The following is a 16684-nucleotide window of genomic DNA, read 5'->3' as shown; positions in this document are numbered from 1 at the left end:
TCGCCTCCAAAACAAGGGTGTTCTTAATCGCTTCATAGCATCTTGATACCTAGATTGAAAAATGAGCCATAAGACTGGCGGCCAAACCGTTAGATGGCGAGACGGCACGGATTCTTCACGCCTTTCTGCCCAAGTGCCCGCCTAACGGGTGTTAACGCAGTCGCGTAGCGATCCGAGACCGTCTGCCCAAACCCTGCGGATACCGACTAGCGACGATCGCAGCCAACTTGCTCCACTTTCCTCCGCCAAAAAAATCAGCGATTTGGCTTGACTCCGTACCACGGTACGGAGTCGATACTGGTTGCACAGGAGGATCCGATGAGTCGTTTTACGATCGGGAAAGTCGCAGAAGCCGCTGGCGTCGGCGTTGAAACCGTGCGGTTCTATCAGCGTCGCGGATTGCTTGCCGAGCCATCGCCGGTGAGGACGTCATTCCGGGAGTATCCGGAGAGCACTGTTGACCGAATCCGCTTCATCAGGCGTGCGAAGGATCTTGGATTTACACTCGCAGAGATTGGCGAACTACTCGCACTTTCAGAGATTCCCGATGAATCTCGGGGCAAAGTGAAGCAGCTCGCCGAGCAGAAGCTCGTCGCAATCCGGCAAAAACTCGCCGACCTTCAGCAGATGGAGACCACGCTATCGGGGCTTGTCCAAGATTGCAATGGTCGCCGCTCGCTGGTCGGTTGTCCGATCATCGAAGCAATCATCCATGAATCAATCAAATGCAACCACCAACCAAAGTAGAACCATGACAGTAACCGTTTCAACGAGCATGACATGCGGCGGATGCCTCGCAAAAGTTAGTCCCTTGCTTGATAAAGATCCGGGAATCGCAAGCTGGGATTCCGATCTTAACGACCCTCGCAAAATCATTCGAGCCGAGCTTTCGTCCAAGGGAAGCCCCGATCGAATCGTTGAGCTGATGAATGAATCAGGTTTCCGTGCGGAAGTCGTTAGCGAATCAGAACCCCCGCAACCAGATGAGGTCGATGATGGAAAAGCGACATTTAGTCTCAAGACCTACAAACCACTCTTCCTGGTTGTCTCATACGTCTTCGGCGGTGCGTTTCTATTGGAGTCAAGCCAGGATCAATGGAATTGGATGCGATTCATGAGCAACTTCATGGGTCTGTCTTTCCTCGGCTTCGCCTTTTTCAAATTGCTCAATATCGGAAAATTTGCGGATGCGTTCGCCACCTACGACGTGATCGCTCGTCGATCACGAACGTATGCGATTTCGTACCCCTGGATCGAGGTCGCGTTGGGTCTACTCTTCGTAACGGGAAGCCTCTTGACTGTCGCAAACATTCTGACTGCTGCGATCATGTCGATTGGCTTGGTGGGGGTAATCATGGCCGTGCGAAAGAAGCAGGCGATCCAGTGCGCCTGCCTGGGAACCGCTTTCAACCTGCCCATGTCCTCAGTGACTATCATCGAAAACAGCGTCATGATTGCGATGGCGATTGGGATGCTGGTCATCTAAGCGACCATCAATCTGACTGCCCATGCAAAGCACAAGCGAATGTAAGTCCGTTGACCAAGTGTTGGCTAACTGAGCGTAGCGATCCACGAAGGCGTTTTCATTGCTGACCCGTTGGCTAGTATCTGCTTGAGCCATCTGCGAGATCAACCGGTTCGCTGTTCCCACTTCCTCCGGCGGTTCTTGCGACTTGCAAACGACAAAATGCTTTTCAGTGTCGCGAAGCATTTGCAGGCTGGCGTGCCACAATCGGTCAGCAGGCTCCGTGACTGCATTCGCGGCGGGGCCACCCGTCTCTTGCATTGCTTTAATCAACGACGCCACCTCCAAACAAAATCGCAACATGCGGCTCATGGCGTAACGGTCTTCGGCAAATCGAAAATAGTGCAGCGATGGATAAAAATGATGCGACTCCAATAGTTCCGCCATGTTTGCCGAGAGTGTGTAAAGGTCTTGGTTCAACAGTGACATCTCATCGGACGAAAGATACGGAACCAAGTATCGCAGGCTATCACCCGTCTGTGCAGTTCGGTAATCAATCTCGTTAGCAAATTGATTGCGACGAGAAAGCGTCGAATAGATCGAGATGACGTAAGCCAATACCAGGGTGAAAAAGCTGAAACCAAGCCCAGCCGCCAGGATGGTCAAAAGCTGCATCGCTGCGGTTTTGGGAACGAGATCACCTACCCCAAGAGTGGTCACGGTAAAACCGGCGTAGTAGATGGCTGTCCAAAGAGTCGTCTCCGTCGGCTTCCCAGAACTGGCAACGATGCCGCTTCCCAACTGTGGCCAAACAATCAGGCTGATGCCAAGCAACAACAGCGACGCCCAGCAGATCACCTGAGTTACGATCAACACCGGGCCACTCAACAAGGTGACATAGTTCGACTGCCCGATTGATGTCTTCAACAACTTGTGAAACATCCGGTTCACAATCGAAGTGACCGGCCCGGTAACCGCTCGCGGATGCAGCACCGCCATGAACGTTTCCAGGATGCTCAGAGCGACAAGGATCGTCCCCAGCATGGTGAGTAGCCACATGTTCATCGTGCTGCATTTCTGATTGGAGTATCTGGGATAATCGGAACAATCGGCAACAGAAGCGGAACGTCTCACCGCAGCCAGAACCTTCTTTTGTATACCCCACCACGGTAACGCCGATAGGACAGAGGAATTGTTCCCTCCGCACAAGAAAGAAAAATGACCGTGTATTCGTCACAAGTTCACTGGGTCATCGCAACGGTCGTGATTGGTGTCACGTCCTGCACGGCGACCGCTCAAGACTCGTTTGGACAATCGTTACCACAGCCAGTCACCTTGGCCGCGCCCGAGATGGATGACATGACCGCAATGTCCGACATGTTGCACTCAACTTCGACGCTCGAAATGTCCGACGCCATCACGCCGACCAACCGCAGTGTCGCTGAGCTGCCCGCCAGCATCACCAATCCAAGCGGCATCCTGCCGTCGGCAACCGGTGGGGCTTTCGTCTTCGATCCGCTTCCCATGTGCGGCAACGGATGCAATCCACGTCCGATCATTGACTGCACCGGTCCCGACTTTTGTGGCTGTACCAAACGAATCTACTACGGCACCAATCCGTGCGACGACGACCCAATTTTGCCCCTGTACCAGTCCGTCAACGATAAGAAAACCAAACACTGGTATCAACACGCGTTTGACATGGTGACGCGGAAGAAAGCGATCACCGAAGCGATCAAGTAGTTTCGTCACCACAACACTTACCCAGCATTTTTATAGGCCAAGATGGCCGCGATGAGCAAATGACTCATCCTTTCGCTACAACGGAGTTTTCAATGTCAACGCTCAGTCGTGTCGGTCGCTTCCTGGCGTCGACGTCCCTTCTTGTTTCCGCCGCGGTTGCCACGGCCCAGCAACCGATCACCGATTCCGAACGCATCGAACGACGCGGCACGGACGTGAATAACCCCTATCCGCCGACATCGCCGCAAGACCTTCGTCCTCGCATCGGCGAGAAGTTTACCGAGCCACCACCGGTTCCACCGGTTCCCGAATCGCTTTCCCAAGGCATGATTGTCAGCGACGAAGTCGCCCTGACATTGGCCTCATTAGAGTCGATGGCATGCAGTCGAAACCCAACCCTGACGCAGGCACAAGCGCAGATCCAAAGTGATCTGGGCTCAGCAATCCAAGCCGGTTTAATTCCGAACCCGACTTTGCGATACGTCGGCGAACAGGTTGGCGTCGGCGGAACCGCTGGAGAGTGGCAGGGGGCTGTGTTTTCGCAACGCATCGTCACTGCTCGAAAGTTGCAGCTCAGCCGTGCTAAGTTCGTGCAATTGACTCGGGTGTCGGAGTGGCGAGCGTTGGAGCAACAGTACCAAGTACTCAATGATTTGCGGATCAGTTTCTGGATGACTCTGGGACAACAGGAGCTTATCCAAATCCACCAAGACATTTTGAAGAACGCGGAAGACGCCGTCGTCACCTCTCGCGAATTATACAACGCCGGACAAGCGACTCGTGCGGCCATGCACGATGCCAACGTCCTGCTACAGCAAGCTCGCTTGGACCTGATGCTCGCCCAGAACAATTTTCGCCAGAACTGGTGGGAAATGATCTCGATTGCCGGTGAGCGAATGCAACCCGCTCCGTTAGTTGGCACGTTGGAAGGTGAAGTCAACCTGATTGATTTCGATGTGGCCTTGGATCGTCTGCTCAGCGAAAGCCCTCAGATTTTGGCCGCTCGTGCCAAATTGGTCGCCGACGAAATCAAGGTCAAACGTGAAACGGTCGAACCGATTCCAGACTTGGTTGTGAACTACGGGTTCGGTCGTAACTTTGAAGCCAACGACAACTCTCACATGACTGGATTGGCAATCGAGGTTCCCTTGTACGATTGGAATCAGGGTACGATTCGTCAAGCTGAATCAGACGTTGTGCGTCAACGTGGCGAAATCAACCGGGTCGAGTTGACGTTGCAACGCGACCTTGCTCGCGCCTACCAAATCTATTTCACCGCGCTGCAAAACGTTCGCAGCTACCAGGAGGTGATTGTGCCAGAATCGAAACTGGCCTACGAAGTCTTACTCGACGCCTACGAGGAAGACCGTGTCGATTGGCCACAAGTCCTCGAAAGTCAAATCAAGTACTACCGCCTGCGAGCACAGTACATCAATCACCTGGTCGCGTGGCGCAGCAACGAAACGCTGATCGCCGGTTACCTGCTCAACGGCGGCTTGATGGCCCCGACTGGCCCGCAGCCTCCGGGACACATCTCGGCAGTACCGAAACCGAGGTAGGAAGAAGAGGGGGAGTCTGGGAGACACGGAGCATGTTTTCTCCTTGTCTCCCCATCTATTTCGTCGACGCGTACTTGTCAAACAGCACGATCAGCTCCTGCAAGATCGCTTCCCGCTGGGCAGCATCTTCGGACGACGCCGCGTCCGATAGACTGCCAGCGAGGTGGTCCTGAAGGACGAGCTGGGCTACCTTAGAAAGTGCGCCCGACGCGGCACTAATCTGCATGACGACATCCACGCATGGTGCTTCTTCCTGCACCATGCGATCGACGGCCTCGGCCTGTCCGATGATTCTCCGAATCCGATGATGAATTCGTTTTTTGTCGTCTTCGCTCAGCATATAGCGGCTGATTTTCACCCTGATTGGTGGCTTAAAACCCTAGTGTAGATGGTTTTGCCCGTCGCGGCATCCCCAGCTAGATGTTCATGCCCATCATCTTGGGAGCGGCCTCATAACGCTCTGGGTCGCCGAAGCGACGTACAATTTCGGCAAACACGGCCCCTTTTTCGACCGGCTCGTTGCTTTCCATCACCAAGTTGTAAAGGTCATCCGGCAAGACTCGCAGAACGGTCATCAAGCCCTTCACCGCCATCGGATAGTTCGCCCGCATGCCCCTGACCTCGCGACGATTCCAGATCGCCTCCATCTGGGGCATCGTTCGCTCCATGCCCAACATCTTTTGCGGATAGCCGGGTGTGTTGAAGCCTGGATCATTGCGAGTGAAGTCAACGGCCGGCCGCGTCGATGTGTCCTGCAAGTAACGATCCACGTTCACACCTTTGCGAATCCGCGGTCCAACTTGCCGTGTCATGTGGTTCATCATGTGGTGAACCATGTGGCAATGGAAAATCCAATCGCCAGGGTTGTTGGCGATGAACTCAAAGTTGGTCGCTTGAGCAATCCCCACAAGTGAGTTGTTGCGAGGAATCCAAGCACTGCTCGGAGTTCGTGCTCCTTCGTGGCCCGTTTCCCAATACGTGTGCCCATGCAAGTGGATCGGGTGGTGCTGCATCGGAGCAAAATTCATCAAGCGAATGCGGACACGTTCGCCATGTTTGCAGACCAGCGGTGTGGTGAGCGGCCCGCTACGTCCGTTGATCGTATGCCAGTTCCAATCCATCTTCCAGCTATCAGCAACGGTCTGCGTCGGTTCAACAAAGAAGTTTTGAAAGATCAGGCCGAAGTCACGGTCAACTGGCGGATCGTAAACCTTTTTCGGATGAACGATGAACCAACCGACCTGTCCAAACGCTTCTTGCATCGGGACATGCGAATGATAGAAGAACGTGCCTTCCTCATGGACATCGAATTCAAACACCATTGTCTGCCCCGGCTTGATCGGATTCTGCGTTAGCGTCGCCGCTCCGTCATACTGGACCGGCAATTCAAACCCGTGCCAATGGACAAAGGTGTCTTCCGGCAATTCGTTCGTTACGACAATGCGTACGCGATCACCCTGCGTCACTTCAATCGTCGGCCCCGGCATGCTGCCGTTGTAGCCATAGACATTCATCCGATAGCCCGGCAGGAATTCTCGCTCGACTGCCATCGGCACCAATTGGAACTCCTTCGCGCCGTTGACCATCTTCCAAGGCAGCTTATCCAAGTCCGGAGCCTCGAACGGGGCCGGACCTGCCGACGCGGGACGAAAGCCCGGCATCTTTTTCCCGATGTAATATTCCGAATCCGGATCGTTACCGCGAGACGGCTTGAACCGACTGAAGCCATCGATTTCCGCGACCGCGTCTGATCCGTCGGGGATGCTGGGTTCAGCCGACGCGTTCCCGATCGGCGACGGAGCATCCGGGTCATTGGGCAAATTCAAGTCCGCGTTGCCCTCTTGGGCCATCGCTTTGCCAGCCAGTCCCGCAGCGGCGGCAATCGTTCCCACTTTCAAGAATTTACGTCGGTCCTCTGGATTAGTCATGGTGTTCCGGTCAGGGTTTCGGTTCTAGGATTCTATGCACCGGCACGCCCGCGATTGCGTGACGGATTCGGGTACGGTGTTGCCAACCCCCGCACATACCCTTGCGGGGTAACCGGATTTTAATCAGCGATCCGTTGGAAATCAAACAAAACCCTGGCAGGGGCGGCATGCGTTTGACAACCAATCATAACTTCGCCTTCGCAACTCACTCGCGTCAAACAACGAACCAGAAAACAGATTGGTCCCTAATTAGCAGCCAACAGCACATCCAACTCGGATGCGTCTCGCAAACCAATTGCGGTCATCCTCGCATGAGAGCCTTCCCACGAGACCGCGATTCCATCCTTGCTTTTGGCAACCTGGAGCGTCTTGTCACCGCGACGAACAAGTTGCACTGGAAGATCGCCGAAGCTCACCTTTTGCGACTTGCACTTTTCGACCAGCATGTATGTCGATCCATCAGGACGCTGGCAGACACACGCGACGCAGTTGCACCCGTCGGGGCCACAGAGGCACTCGCCTTCGGCACAGTTGCATTCCGGCAACGTCAACAAGCGAGTCGAAACCAACTGAACGCCAGTCGGAAGCGACTTTTTTGCCTGAGGCCGGAACCCTAAATCCTGTTCTGCATCGTCAATCGACACCTCGGTTCCGTCGTACTTGGAGGCGAACGAATTCACCGCGAGATTGGAATCTTGGCTAAAGCCCAGCACCACGTCTTGAAAGTCGATGGGCGTTGAAGGCATGCCAGCCATCGCTCCGGCATGAGAATGCGAGTGCTGTTGTGCGACTGCATGTTCATCCGAAGGCTCAGGCTGTCGAACAGACAACACGATCAAGACAGATGCCGCCAACGCGGCGACAATGATTGCAACATCCCTTAGCCTTCGCCGACCGCTGGGCGTGTGATCGGGCGCGAGCTGCACCGTTGGTTGCGCCCTATTCATTCGGGCGGCAAACGTCTCCCAGGAAGGGGCTTCGGCCGCTGGTTCGCGATATTGCGTCGCCAGTTTGCGAATCCCCGCAAAGGATTGCAGTTTCGCTTGGCAGGTCTGGCACGACTCCACGTGCTGATTGACTCGGTCAGCCATCTCGCTGGCGAGTTCGTTGTCGAAGTAAGCCGATAGCTGCGCGGCGGCGTCTTGGCATTCCATGTTAAGGCTCCCACCCTAAATCAATCAGTTGTGCTTGAAGTTCTCGTCTGGCTCGATTCAGCCGGGAACCCACGGTTCCCTCAGGGATGCCGACCGTCTGCGCGATCTCTGCGTAGGCTAGCCCGTCGATCTCCTTGAGCTGAAAGATTATTCGCAGCTCGACGTCAATGCGACGCAACGCCGCGTCCAGAAGCTCGGACAACCCGGCCCGCCTTCGCGTATCCTTTCCAGTCATCGAATCCTCGTAGAATGGTTCGGTTGGATGCCGATTGCGAGAGCGGACGTGCTGCAGAGCCTGATTGACCGCGACACGATGCACCCAAGTCGCGAATGCGGCGTTCCCACTGTAGGAGTCTAACTTTGACAGCACTTGCATGAACGCATCTTGGCTCACATCATCTGCATCTGTTTCACCGACGATCCGCCGGACCATCCGGTAGACGCGAGGATAAAACACCTGATAGATCTCACGCTGAGCCTCTGACTCACCGTCGATTGCTCGCTCAATGACCGCTTCGCTTACGAACATCAGCACTCCTTTAGGCGACGTTTCGCCACGGGAGTGCGAATTTCCAACCATGTGCAGAGTTTAGATGATCTCCGCAGGTTGTTTCTTCACGAAAAGTGGAACAAATCCGTGAAGGTTTCGTTTCTCAAGCGAAAGCCGTTTAGGTCAGCTTCGCTGCGCGAAGACGCAATGCGTTCGCGATCACCGAAACACTGCTCAAGCTCATCGCCGCCGCCGCGATCATGGGACTCAGCAAAACGCCAAAGAACGGGTACAGAAGCCCTGCTGCAACGGGAATTCCGAGGGCGTTGTAGATAAACGCGAAGAACAGATTTTGCCGAATGTTGCTCATTGTTTTTCGGCTCAAGTTTCCGGCCGCCGCGACGCCCCGCAGGTCACCACCCACCAGTGTGACACCCGCCGATTCGATCGCGACGCCGGTTCCGGTCCCCATCGCAATCCCCACATTGGACTCGGCAAGTGCCGGTGCGTCGTTGATTCCGTCACCGCACATCGCGACGATCTTGCCTTCACGTTTGAGTTTCTGGACAAAATCGTGTTTGTCCTCAGGTGAAACGCCCGCATGAAACTCGTCGATTCCCAGCTTAGTGGCCACGGCCCTCGCGGTCGGTTCAGCATCACCGGTCAACATGATGACCTTTAGCCCGAGATGATGCAGCGTCTTCAGAGCCGCCGGCGTGCTTTCCTTGATCGGATCGGTGATGGCAAGGATCGCGGCGAGCGAGTTATCAATCGAGACAAACACGACCGTTGCACCTTCGGCTTGATGCGAACCTGCTTTCTCTCGGCCCGCGTCGACACCGGTCACGCCTTGTTCGTCAAGCAAGTCCGCTTTGCCAATCACGACCTCGTGCTGACCGACTCGGGCATGGACACCGCCACCCGTGATGCTGTTGAAATCGCTCGCCTCAGCCAATTGCAGATCGTCGCTCTTTGCTCGCCGGACAACCGCCTGAGCAAGCGGATGTTCACTCTGGCTCTCGACGGCCGCAGCCATCCGCAACACGTCGTCTTCACCCCAGTCACCGAATGTCTCGACCGCTGTGACTTCCGGTCGCCCCTGCGTCAGTGTCCCCGTCTTGTCGACGACGATCGTATCAACCTTCTCCATCACCTCTAGCACTTCGGCGTTCTTGATCAACACACCTTCCTTCGCGCCTCGCCCCACACCGACCATGACCGACATTGGCGTGGCGAGTCCGAGAGCACAGGGGCACGCGATGATCAACACGGCCACGGCCGCTACGAAGGCATGGGCGAGCTGTGGTTCGGGACCAAACACAGCCCAGCCAACAAACGCAAGAATTGAGCAAAGAATTACTGCGGGAACGAAGTATCGAGAAACCACATCGACCAGTTTCTGAATCGGAGCACGGCTTCGCTGAGCGTCGGCGACCATTTGCACGATTCGATTGAGGACAGTATCGCCGCCCACCCCGACCGCTTCCATTACCAAAGCACCCGTTTGATTCAATGTCCCTCCGGTGATCTCGTCCCCTTCGATCTTCTGGACAGGGATCGGCTCACCGGTCAACATCGACTCATCAACACTGCTTGAACCGCTCATGACGCGACCATCCACAGGAACCTTTTCACCAGGCCGGACTCGCAGACGATCTCCTCGGTGAACCGCATCCAACGACACCTCCTCCTCACCGTCCTCCGTGATTCGATGGGCGGTCTCCGGAGCGAGTTGCATCAACTCACGGATCGCACCACCTGTTTGCTGGCGGGCCCGCAGTTCCAACACTTGCCCCAAAAGCACGAGTGTGATGATCACGGCAGCAGCCTCGAAATACAGCGGGGCAACACCGTTTTCATAAAACGCTTCCGGAATCACGCCAGGCAACAGCACGACGACCAAACTGAAAAAGTACGCCGCCAGTGTTCCGACCGCAATCAGCGAGAACATGTTCAGATTAAAGCTGCGAAACGACTTTGCACCTCGCACCAACAACGGCCAACCGCACCAAAACACCACCGGCGTTGCGAGCGCGAGTTGCAACCAACCGAACACCGATTGACTCATCCAGTCCGCCACGCGCAAGCCCACCATCGGCCCCATTGCGATCACCAACAGCGGCACCGACAGAACAACGCCGACCCAGAATCGCCGCTTCATATCGGCGTACTGTTCGTCATCACCATGGTCCGCCATGTCGACAAACTTCGGCTCCAAGTCCATCCCACAGATCGGGCAGTCCCCGGGGCCAACCTGCTCGATCTCCGGGTGCATTGGACAGGTGTAGATCGCTGTCGGGTCTGCGGGCGTATCGCTCGCCTTGGATGATGAGTGACCACCGCAGCACGACGACGCCGGTGGCTGCTCGCCGATTTGATGCACAGCCGCTCCGCCACCGCAGCATGAGGTCTCCTTGCCCGCCTCCTTCTGAGCACGCTCCGCCAGCACGCCCGCCGGATCGCTCTCAAACTTCGTTAGGCATCCGTCGCTACAGAAGAAATATGGCTTCCCGTCATGCTCGCTACGAAGCGATTCGGCTGGATTGACGGTCATTCCGCAGACCGGATCGGTTGCATCGGCTTGGGTCGTGGACATGCTGGCTCCTTGGGCTGTCTTTTTGACAATTCTCACTATACCCCATTATGGTATGCAAGTTGCATTCCGAAAAGGAAGCGGCAACGCGGCCGCACAAACATTTCCACTGGAGACGCTAATGAGTACCGCAACTGCATCCATGAAAGAATGCCTTCAAAACTGCCACGAATGCCAAACGACCTGTGCAGACATGCTGACCAGCCACTGCCTTTCCGAAGGCGGCGACCACGTCGAGCAAACCCACGTCAAACTAATGCTCGACTGCATCGCCGCCTGTGCCGCCTGCGTCGACTTCATGAGCCGCAACAGCGACAACCACACGTTGTATTGCCGAGCCTGCGCCGAGATCTGCAAAGCGTGTGCAGACAGTTGCGAAAAGGTCGGCAACATGGACAAGTGCGTCGAGTGCTGCCGCAAATGCCAAGAAAGCTGTTCTTCGATGGCTGCATAGCACCGAATAAAACGACCTGGGACGCAAAACGCCGACTCCTGAATAGGGTACGCCGACGTTTTGTCGTATCGTGATCGGACTGCTGAAGGGATCAGCGGTCAATTTTGTGTCACGAGAATGCAATGTCCAGGGAAACGCCCAACAATGGCCACTTCGGCCTTTTTTATATGGACTTTTTGAAGCAGATATTCGCGAAAGAACCGAACACTTCCTGACTCCACTTGCCCAGACTTTTGTCGATGCCGTTCGAGCCTCGATGGATGAATTCATCGAAGGCTATCCGGCCGCGAAGGAAATTTGTCGCGCGCAACGTGGCCACTTGTCGCTAAATGTTCAGGATACAGATCTTGCTCCCTACGAGAAGGATCGAATGCTGCCCAACAAGTGTGTTGGTGCTGGACGCATCAAAAAGGCAGGCAAGCCTGTGTTCTATGGTGCCGAAGATGAAAAGACCGCAGTCATGGAATGTCGTCCATGCCGAGGCGAAGTTCTTTCGGTCGCAACTCTCAGGACGAACCAAGATCGACGCATTCTGGATTTGAGTCGCAAGTCGTTCGTGGGCAAAGAGTCCACGACATGTTTCTGTTCCAAGAGCCGTTCATATATTTGACTATCGGCACCGGCATCATCGTCGCAGAAATCTCGATGGTGATTCTGAAATCCGTGCATGCGAAATCGGTTCAGAGCAAACCAATTGAATACGAGCCGAAGCCGTTTCACACGGGTGTCGTCATCGGCGGGATGATTTTCGGAGCTGGATGAACAATCACCGGGGCATGCCTCGGCCCAATCTACGCCCAGATTGGCGGACGCGCGGATGGCCCTATTCACACTCGCCGGAGCCCTGACCGGAATATTCCTGTACGCCTGGATGAAACCCAAGCTAACACATTAGATGTTCAACTTCGTTCGCACGATCCAGCAAGAACCACGGAAGGGTGCAATTGCTGCAGCGGACGAGAAAAGGATTACCACGTCAGACCATCACCAAATCGACTCGTCGAATTTGATGTCCGATGCGTTTTCGATACCGACGCCGGCTTCTTCTAGCCAACCGTACAACAGATTGACGTTCTTACGGCTTTGCTTCCGCCTGAACCGAGATTTTGCGAAAGTGAAAAGCACGCGTTGTTTCGCTCGTGAGAAGGCGACGAAAAACGCATTCGCGTCTCCGGCTGGGTCTTTGAGGTTGTTGAATGCAGCATCTTCAAGCCCGACGAATATAACGGTGTGATATTCCAGTCCTTTGCTTTTATGAATTGTCATCACCGGAATTGAAGTCTCGCCCAGTAGATCGCCGATCACATCGGTCCAGGTTCCAAACTGATGTGGTTCGTCGCCGTAGCGGTACCCAAGTTGCTTGACTACGTTGGAGACAGTTTCCTCGAAGAAGGTGCCTTGTCGATATTGTGGATGACTTTGTCTAAACGACTTTTCTCCAATTGCGTCGATGACTCGATTCACTTCGACCTTGATCCCATCGTCTGTCTTTTCACACTGCGGAAGTGATAGCCGCAAACAGTCGATCAAAGTGCTAAGCAGTTTGTTGCGAATCCTCTGCTGTTGAGTGGAGTCACTGCGTCCAGTCTTCTCTAGTACTGATTGAAGGCGGGACCATGAATCCGGCTGAGGCTCATCGCTTACCGCGACGAGAAAAGCATCTACAACCAATTCGACAAGGGGCTCAGCCAGCAAGTCCTGTAGTTTTGTTTCATCGCGCACTCTCGCCAAACCGTTGATCTGCTGCAACGCCTCGACCAGATTGGATGAGTATTGACCGACAAATTTCCGACAGATCACACAGATGTCTCGCGGTTCGACACCTTCATCCTCGACCAGCTCATTCAATACCAATGCGATTGCGATCGCCTCCTCTGCATCATCCGAGAACGCGATGACACGACATTGGCCGTTTCCAGACTCACGCCCCCGTCCGCAAATGGGGAGAATCGCCTCGGGCTCGATCTGCTGGGCAAGTGATCCAATGATGTGGATCAGTTCGGGTTCTGAACGATAGTTGGCTCGAAGCACGTAGGGATCTGCAGCGAATTCTTCCGAGTATCGCTTCGTGATTCCGGCCAATGCCCCTGCCCAAGTCATGATGCACTGCTTCGTATCGCCCACTGCGGTCAAGACTGAGTCTGATTCAAGAAATGCGGTTCGTAGAAGATCGTAGTGAAGGTTTGTCGTGTCCTGGAATTCATCGAGGAAAACGTGAGAGTAGGTTGCCCGCATTGCGTGCAAAACTGCCGGGTTGGTTCGCAACACCAGCTCTGCAAGACGAGCGATCATGTGAAAGTTGAGGTAGCGGTATTTTCCATGAAGATAGTGCTGCCACTGAGACACGGCCAATTGTTCGCGTATGGAACCGTTTTCCAGGATCGCACTTCCGTCGATTGGGAGCCGAAGTGAAAAGCACTCCCGATACCACCGGATTGGTCCAATGCCCGCCACGTCAGCGGGTTCGCAATTGAGTCGTTGGGCCGCCTCTCGGATCATACGGTCTGCACGCTCCTCCTTTATGTTGAATTCAATACGATAGTCGTCGTTTGGTCGCCAGAATTCTGGAATTGCCAGGCGGAATCTATCGACAAGATTCTTGCTGAACGCGTCGAGTGTCATCGAGTCGAATCGCTCTGCAAGTTCCGCAGGCAGACGCTTCCCGACACGATCCTGCAAATTCTTCGCAGCATCACGCTTTAGGCTGATTGCGAGGATTCGGCGCGGTGACTTGCTTGTGTCCGTTCGCAGCAGATAGTCAGCTCGCTGAGCCAGCAATTCAGTTTTACCGGCACCTGGGCCAGCAACGACGATACTGCTCCGTTCAGCTTTAACAGCGATCAGGGCGTTGTCTTCTAAAGACTCGATTCCAACGGGCTGCCAAGACTGCTTTTCAATCTTCAGATTTCGATTGCGCAGTCTAGCCATTATAAATTTTCCTCTTGATCGCGCGAATCAGACTCTTTAATTCGTCAGGACATTTCGCCAGCAAGTCTTCGTCTTCAATTTCAGCAAGAGCCGCCATGTGCGTCGCGGGTTTGCTGCGTTGAAGAAAGAGGTAGCGATACCATCGAAGGCTTTTAACCTGAGTTTCTAGTCGTTCGGGTTCAGCGATGTTTTTCTTTCCGAAAACCGTTCGAAATAGACCATTGATCTGAGCACTCCTCAGCTCAGGTTTTTTGGAAAGTATCCGTGGTGCGCCGTCGGCAGTCTCCTGGTATTGCTCAGGGAACTTTCGCAACATCGAGTAATCCAGATCGAGGGGGTCAGAAAAATAGACGCCGTACTTGCGAAGGCTCTTAACCCATCCGGTGAAGTCATCATGGGGTAAGCCCCAATCAGGCATTTCTGCAAAGGTCTCGTCACTCATGACAGAGGTGTTATCGTCATCGACAACTTCAAGAATTTCTTCTCGCTTATGACCAAGTTCGATGAGTTGTTCACAGACGTAGTGAATCCGCCCCCAGTCGCCGCCCTTTCGATCGCAATCCATGTCTAGCAATGTGAGATGGGGAATGGACAAACTATTGAGCAGTCGCCACATGTGATTCACATGACGACCGCCAAGAGGAACGACAGAAATGACATTGGGATCAGAAGGCAAATCGTTTGCATCAAGGAGACGTGCCATCACAACTTGCTCGCTGTCCCCCTCTCCGAGAACAACAAGGCGAGCAAAATACAATTCCGGATAGGCACGCACCGCCTGGCGAATGAATTTGTCCGCGTCGGACTGTTCCGTGGGGAAGCTCAATTTGTGAGCCGACGCGACCGCCGTGGTCGAATCTAGCCGCAAGTATCGGATTTCCTCGGGTTCAATTCGGGCAAGCACGGAAGGAGAGTGTGACGAGAAGATCGCCTGAGCCCTCGGTGGCTTGATGATCTCGCGAAACATTTTTACTACTCGTCCCAGCAAATGCGGTGCGAGGTGGGTCTCTGGTTCCTCGACCGCGAACACTGTCAGCAGGGGAGGGTCAAGGCGTTCTTCGTCGAACGGGTGGTCGCCAAAGAAGTCGTCGATTGCGGCTTGCTCGATCTGGAAAGCGGATTTCACGATCGAAAAGTACAAGAGTGATCGCAGGCCGTCGCTCAAACGATCTACGGGAACACAATCATCTTTTGCTTCGGTCTTCATTCCTGCTGTAAAGGACGAGACGAAGTCTTCAATGGTTTGTGTTTCGAGGTGCAATACAAGTTCTTTGAATCGACTGCGGTTGTACAACCCGTTCCAAGACTCATTGAGCGAACGCTGAAGCTCTGTAATTGCCGGTTCACGACTAAAGTCGCTTACAATTCCGTCGGTCGCAGCGTTGATCGAATCGGCAAGGTCGTCTGTCCAACGAGCGGCATCGAGCAACCTTTTGAGCAGCGATTGCGATGAAACGCGGACATGCTTCGATGGATCACGTGCTCCGGGAATGTAGTGAACGTGAATTCGCTGTCGCTCGAACGCTGAGAGCGGCTGGCGATATTCGTCGTCAATTTCATCTGAAATATCAGACGACGTTTTGATCCAGTTCAGCGATTGCTCCACCTCACCTTCAGGCAAATTTCCTTTCTGCCAGACTGCTTCGAGGCGGATTCGACAATACGGTCGACCACCGGGTTCATTCACTCGCATCTGCTTGAAGTGTTCAGGAATAGCGGACGTATCATCTCCGCCGCCTTCCGCATCGAATTCGATTCTGGCCTCGATCCAAAGTGACAACGACTTTAAATCGGCATCAGATCGCGAAACTCCAACCGGCAAATGAAAGTCATCGGCGCGAATTGAACGTTGCTCTTTGGTGAGTCCGAACAAACGAGCCAGTCCGAGAAGAGCGGCGGACTTTCCAGCCCCGTTCTCACCTATCAAAACCGAGATATCGTTCAAGTCGATCGAAACTGGGGCAGGTCCAAAGCAACGAAAGTTGCAGAAACTCAGGAAGCTGATTTTCATCGTTTATTTCGCAGCCGACATAGTGACATTGACGCAGGTTGAAAGTTACCGGGCTCCAACCGCTAGCAAGTAAAGCTCAAGATTCTACAACCCTTATTGGGCTCGTTCCCACGGGGTAGCGGCCCCGTTCGTTCTGATTCCGCAAATAGTGGAGAAAAGAGACGCCCGATTGCGTTTGGTGTGGACGTCACGGTGCTGATTGCTTCGTACAACCCGACCGAATACCTATTCCAACCTTGGATGCCCGAGAAGACCGCGAGGTAGAAGATGCGTACGAACGAAATTCTTGGGTCGGCCATGCGAACGCTTGATGCGGTGTGCCAATCCGTGTCGCGGAAATACTTCGGAGCGACGTTGAG

The 16684-nt window shown here is 54.3% G+C and carries 15 protein-coding genes; 7 read left to right on the top strand and 8 right to left on the bottom strand.

Features of this window, described 5'->3' with window-relative positions; all coding sequences use genetic code 11:
• Window positions 1-318: 318 nt before the first annotated feature.
• Both RE6C_RS12825 and RE6C_RS12820 read left to right on the top strand, forming a co-directional pair.
• Window positions 319-747 (top strand): MerR family transcriptional regulator, encoded by a 429-nt coding sequence (locus tag RE6C_RS12825; protein ID WP_008657109.1) that lies wholly within the window; start codon window positions 319-321, stop codon window positions 745-747.
• 4 nt (window positions 748-751) lie between these two features.
• On the top strand, window positions 752-1486 hold the full coding sequence (locus RE6C_RS12820) for a MauE/DoxX family redox-associated membrane protein (protein WP_236618173.1): 735 nt from the start codon (window positions 752-754) through the stop codon (window positions 1484-1486).
• Here the strand turns inward: RE6C_RS12820 and RE6C_RS12815 are convergent.
• Window positions 1424-2530 carry a potassium channel family protein gene (locus RE6C_RS12815; protein ID WP_085980238.1) on the bottom strand — a complete coding sequence of 369 codons (1107 nt, stop codon included), beginning with the start codon at window positions 2528-2530 and terminating at the stop codon, window positions 1424-1426. The two genes, RE6C_RS12820 and RE6C_RS12815, sit on opposite strands and share 63 nt — an antisense overlap.
• Before the next feature lie 153 nt (window positions 2531-2683).
• Here RE6C_RS12815 and RE6C_RS12810 point away from each other — a divergent pair, with 153 nt between their 5' ends.
• Window positions 2684-3208, top strand: a complete 525-nt coding sequence (locus RE6C_RS12810) for a hypothetical protein (RefSeq protein ID WP_008657106.1) — start codon at window positions 2684-2686, stop codon at window positions 3206-3208.
• Window positions 3209-3300: 92 nt separating this feature from the next.
• A complete protein-coding gene (locus RE6C_RS12805; protein ID WP_008657105.1) occupies window positions 3301-4767 on the top strand; it encodes a TolC family protein in 1467 nt (488 codons plus the stop codon).
• Window positions 4768-4822: 55 nt separating this feature from the next.
• Here RE6C_RS12805 and RE6C_RS12800 read toward each other — a convergent pair whose 3' ends face one another.
• The 5 genes from RE6C_RS12800 to RE6C_RS12780 form a co-directional block, all read right to left on the bottom strand.
• Window positions 4823-5125: a metal-sensitive transcriptional regulator gene (locus RE6C_RS12800; protein ID WP_236618172.1), complete on the bottom strand. Its 303-nt coding sequence runs from the start codon at window positions 5123-5125 to the stop codon at window positions 4823-4825.
• Window positions 5126-5183: 58 nt separating this feature from the next.
• Entirely contained in the window at window positions 5184-6695 is a 1512-nt protein-coding gene (locus RE6C_RS12795) for a copper oxidase (RefSeq protein ID WP_039961930.1), read from the bottom strand.
• 245 nt (window positions 6696-6940) lie between these two features.
• Window positions 6941-7849, bottom strand: coding sequence for an anti-sigma factor family protein (locus tag RE6C_RS12790; protein WP_008657102.1), 909 nt, complete (start codon window positions 7847-7849; stop codon window positions 6941-6943).
• Window position 7850: 1 nt separating this feature from the next.
• The gene (locus RE6C_RS12785) at window positions 7851-8378 is read right to left on the bottom strand and encodes an RNA polymerase sigma factor (protein WP_236618171.1); all 528 of its coding nucleotides are present in this window, start codon (window positions 8376-8378) and stop codon (window positions 7851-7853) included.
• Window positions 8379-8517: 139 nt separating this feature from the next.
• Window positions 8518-10935: a heavy metal translocating P-type ATPase gene (locus tag RE6C_RS12780; RefSeq protein WP_039961929.1), complete on the bottom strand. Its 2418-nt coding sequence runs from the start codon at window positions 10933-10935 to the stop codon at window positions 8518-8520.
• A gap of 118 nt (window positions 10936-11053) precedes the next feature.
• On the opposite strand from RE6C_RS12780, the gene RE6C_RS12775 reads away from it, so the two are divergent.
• The 3 genes from RE6C_RS12775 (at window position 11054) to RE6C_RS31625 (ending at window position 12148) form a co-directional block, all read left to right on the top strand.
• Window positions 11054-11386, top strand: a complete 333-nt coding sequence (locus RE6C_RS12775) for a four-helix bundle copper-binding protein (protein ID WP_039962011.1) — start codon at window positions 11054-11056, stop codon at window positions 11384-11386.
• Window positions 11387-11642: 256 nt separating this feature from the next.
• Window positions 11643-11996 (top strand): RES domain-containing protein, encoded by a 354-nt coding sequence (locus RE6C_RS33495; RefSeq protein WP_144054741.1) that lies wholly within the window; start codon window positions 11643-11645, stop codon window positions 11994-11996.
• Window positions 11963-12148, top strand: coding sequence for a hypothetical protein (locus RE6C_RS31625; RefSeq protein ID WP_008657097.1), 186 nt, complete (start codon window positions 11963-11965; stop codon window positions 12146-12148). Before RE6C_RS33495 ends, RE6C_RS31625 begins: the two co-directional genes overlap by 34 nt.
• A gap of 222 nt (window positions 12149-12370) precedes the next feature.
• On the opposite strand, the gene RE6C_RS12765 is transcribed toward RE6C_RS31625, so the two are convergent.
• Together RE6C_RS12765 and RE6C_RS29470 are read right to left on the bottom strand one after the other, a co-directional pair.
• Window positions 12371-14314, bottom strand: a complete 1944-nt coding sequence (locus tag RE6C_RS12765; RefSeq protein WP_008657096.1) for a UvrD-helicase domain-containing protein — start codon at window positions 14312-14314, stop codon at window positions 12371-12373.
• Window positions 14307-16325, bottom strand: a complete 2019-nt coding sequence (locus RE6C_RS29470; RefSeq protein ID WP_008657094.1) for an ATP-dependent nuclease — start codon at window positions 16323-16325, stop codon at window positions 14307-14309. The genes RE6C_RS12765 and RE6C_RS29470 overlap by 8 nt, the downstream gene beginning before the upstream one ends.
• Window positions 16326-16684 lie beyond the last annotated feature (359 nt).

The sequence above is a fragment of the Rhodopirellula europaea 6C genome, assembly GCF_000338295.1.
GTDB lineage: Bacteria > Planctomycetota > Planctomycetia > Pirellulales > Pirellulaceae > Rhodopirellula > Rhodopirellula europaea.
The sequence above is the reverse complement of the archived record's forward strand: the minus strand, read 5'-3'. Positions and strand labels throughout refer to the sequence as shown.

Bases quoted from the DNA above. Each gene is read 5' to 3' on its own strand.
- RE6C_RS12825 (WP_008657109.1), top strand. From the start codon at position 319: ATGAGTCGTTTTACGATCGGGAAAGTCGCAGAAGCCGCTGGCGTCGGC.
- RE6C_RS12820 (WP_236618173.1), top strand. From the start codon at position 752: ATGACAGTAACCGTTTCAACGAGCATGACATGCGGCGGATGCCTCGCA.
- RE6C_RS12815 (WP_085980238.1), bottom strand. From the start codon at position 2,530: ATGAACATGTGGCTACTCACCATGCTGGGGACGATCCTTGTCGCTCTG.
- RE6C_RS12810 (WP_008657106.1), top strand. From the start codon at position 2,684: ATGACCGTGTATTCGTCACAAGTTCACTGGGTCATCGCAACGGTCGTG.
- RE6C_RS12805 (WP_008657105.1), top strand. From the start codon at position 3,301: ATGTCAACGCTCAGTCGTGTCGGTCGCTTCCTGGCGTCGACGTCCCTT.
- RE6C_RS12795 (WP_039961930.1), bottom strand. From the start codon at position 6,695: ATGACTAATCCAGAGGACCGACGTAAATTCTTGAAAGTGGGAACGATT.
- RE6C_RS12790 (WP_008657102.1), bottom strand. From the start codon at position 7,849: ATGGAATGCCAAGACGCCGCCGCGCAGCTATCGGCTTACTTCGACAAC.
- RE6C_RS12785 (WP_236618171.1), bottom strand. From the start codon at position 8,378: ATGTTCGTAAGCGAAGCGGTCATTGAGCGAGCAATCGACGGTGAGTCA.
- RE6C_RS12780 (WP_039961929.1), bottom strand. From the start codon at position 10,935: ATGTCCACGACCCAAGCCGATGCAACCGATCCGGTCTGCGGAATGACC.
- RE6C_RS12775 (WP_039962011.1), top strand. From the start codon at position 11,054: ATGAGTACCGCAACTGCATCCATGAAAGAATGCCTTCAAAACTGCCAC.
- RE6C_RS33495 (WP_144054741.1), top strand. From the start codon at position 11,643: ATGGATGAATTCATCGAAGGCTATCCGGCCGCGAAGGAAATTTGTCGC.
- RE6C_RS31625 (WP_008657097.1), top strand. From the start codon at position 11,963: ATGTTTCTGTTCCAAGAGCCGTTCATATATTTGACTATCGGCACCGGC.
- RE6C_RS12765 (WP_008657096.1), bottom strand. From the start codon at position 14,314: ATGGCTAGACTGCGCAATCGAAATCTGAAGATTGAAAAGCAGTCTTGG.
- RE6C_RS29470 (WP_008657094.1), bottom strand. From the start codon at position 16,325: ATGAAAATCAGCTTCCTGAGTTTCTGCAACTTTCGTTGCTTTGGACCT.